The organism is Novosphingobium sp. UBA1939 (assembly GCF_002336885.1).
Taxonomy (GTDB): domain Bacteria; phylum Pseudomonadota; class Alphaproteobacteria; order Sphingomonadales; family Sphingomonadaceae; genus Novosphingobium.
Window position 1 is genome coordinate 3853 of sequence record NZ_DDFB01000075.1, and the last position, 1970, is coordinate 5822.

Sequence of the window (1970 nt, forward strand, 5' to 3'; positions counted from 1 at the left end):
ACGAACATCTCGACGAAGTCCGAGCCCGAAATGGTGAAGAACGGCACGCCCGCCTCGCCCGCGATCGCGCGGGCCAGCAGGGTCTTGCCCGTGCCGGGCGAGCCGACCAGCAGCGCGCCCTTGGGAATCTGGCCACCGAGCTTGGAAAAGCGGCTGGGATCGCGCAGGAATTCGACGATTTCCTGCAGTTCCTCGCGCGCCTCGTCGATGCCGGCCACGTCATCGAAGGTGACCCGGCCCGAACGCTCGGTCAGCATCTTGGCCTTGGACTTGCCGAAGCCCATCGCGCCCGATCCGCCGCCCTTCTGCACCTGGCGCAGCGCGAAGAACGCCACGCCCAGGATCAGCAGGAACGGCAGCGACTGGGCCAGGATATAGAGCAGCAGGTTGGGTTCTTCCTGCGCCTTGCCGGCGTATTGCACGCCGTTGTCCTGCAGCAGCTTGGGCAGGTCGTTGTCGCCCGGAACCGGGATGGTCGCGAACTGCTGGTCGTTCTTGAGCGTGCCGGTGATGCGGTCCTGCCCGATCTGCACCTCGCGCACCGCGCCTTCGGCCACACGCGCGCGGAAATCGGAATAGCGGATCAGCGTGCCGCCGCTGTCGGTCCGCGCGCCGAACATCGACACCACGAGCAGGAGCGCCAGGAAAATGCCGCCCCAGACAAGGAGGCTCTTGATCCACGGATTACCCTGCGGCTGGTCGTCGTTCATCGCAATGCCTTCGAATGGGCGGACTCGTCCCGCCTGCGCTCCCGTCAATGTAGGAGCGCGAGGGTGAATAGCAATATAACCGAAGGTCCGAATTTCCGGTAGTCGCCTGCCCGCCCTTCGTCGCCCGGCTTACTGCGAAGGCTGCAACTTGGTGTTCAGCACCCAGCCCACGTTGTCGTTCTCGTCGGCCACTTCCCACCACAGCCCCTGCTTGTTGCCGGTGGGGAACACGATCGAGCCGGGGGGAAGCGTGCGGACGACCGCGCCCGCCGCCGCCGGCGTGCGCCGCATCGTGACCGGGGCAAACGCGGTGAAGCTGCGCGTCGGCGCGGCCTCGGCCGTTCCCGCTGACCCGGCCTGGACGCCGCCCAGTTCGGTCACCAGCTTGCTGTAGGCATCGATGAACGCCAGCGTGACGATCCGGCCGATATCGGTGTTGTCGTACCCGCCGCCGACCACGCCCGCGCCCACGCCGCCGAAGAAGCCACCGCCGGCGCCGAAGCTGATGTCGTTCTTGGCCGCATAGCCTTCGACCGTGGCGATGGTTTCGGTAGTGCGGACATTGGTGACCGACAGCACCGTGTTGGCTTCCAGCTTCCGGCTCTTGATGCCACCCAGCAAGCCGCCGACCGCTCCGCCGAACAGGCCGCCGACCGCGCCTGCCGCGCCGCTGCCCTGCGAATTGCGGTTGGCGCCCTGCACTTCGGCGACCAGCACGTAATCCGCCGCGCGGATCTGGTTCTGGCCGACGTTCGATCCGCGCTGGTGGCCCAGGTTGGCGCCGATGTCGCGCTCGCGCTGCGCCGCGCTCAACCCGGTGCCGCGATCGACCAGGTTGAAGCAGCCCGAACGCTGCACCAGCACCTTCAGCAGCTTGGANNTCGCCATCGACGATCGAGATCGTGCCCAGCTTGCGCGCGCAATGCGGCACGTCGTTCGCCGCCTGCCGCTGAAGCTGCTCGGCATTGGACGGCTTGGCCTGCTTCGGCTCGGCGTAGGCGGGCGTTGTCAGCAACGACAGCAGGACAACGGACGGAATAAGCTTGTTCATCGAAGGCCCCCGAATCGGAAATCGCAACATGGCCGGTTCATGGACGAAGCAGACCAGCCGATGCTGTGACGCAGATTACTCTCCGACGCATCGGAAAGGCAATTCTCCTTGCGGGAGAGTCATTTATCCCCGCCGCGATGGGGCGCGGCGCGGGTGAAGCGCCACTCCGCGCCCCGGCCTTCACCGCGCACGCCGGCCAGCGTGGCGAT

General features: G+C 66.8%; 1 protein-coding gene. It reads right to left on the reverse strand.

What is annotated here, in order from left to right:
- The coding region (locus B3547_RS10795) for an ATP-dependent metallopeptidase FtsH/Yme1/Tma family protein (RefSeq protein ID WP_292962971.1) at positions 1-710 on the reverse strand (710 nt) is incomplete at its 3' end.
- Between the last annotated feature and the right edge of the window lie 1260 nt (positions 711-1970).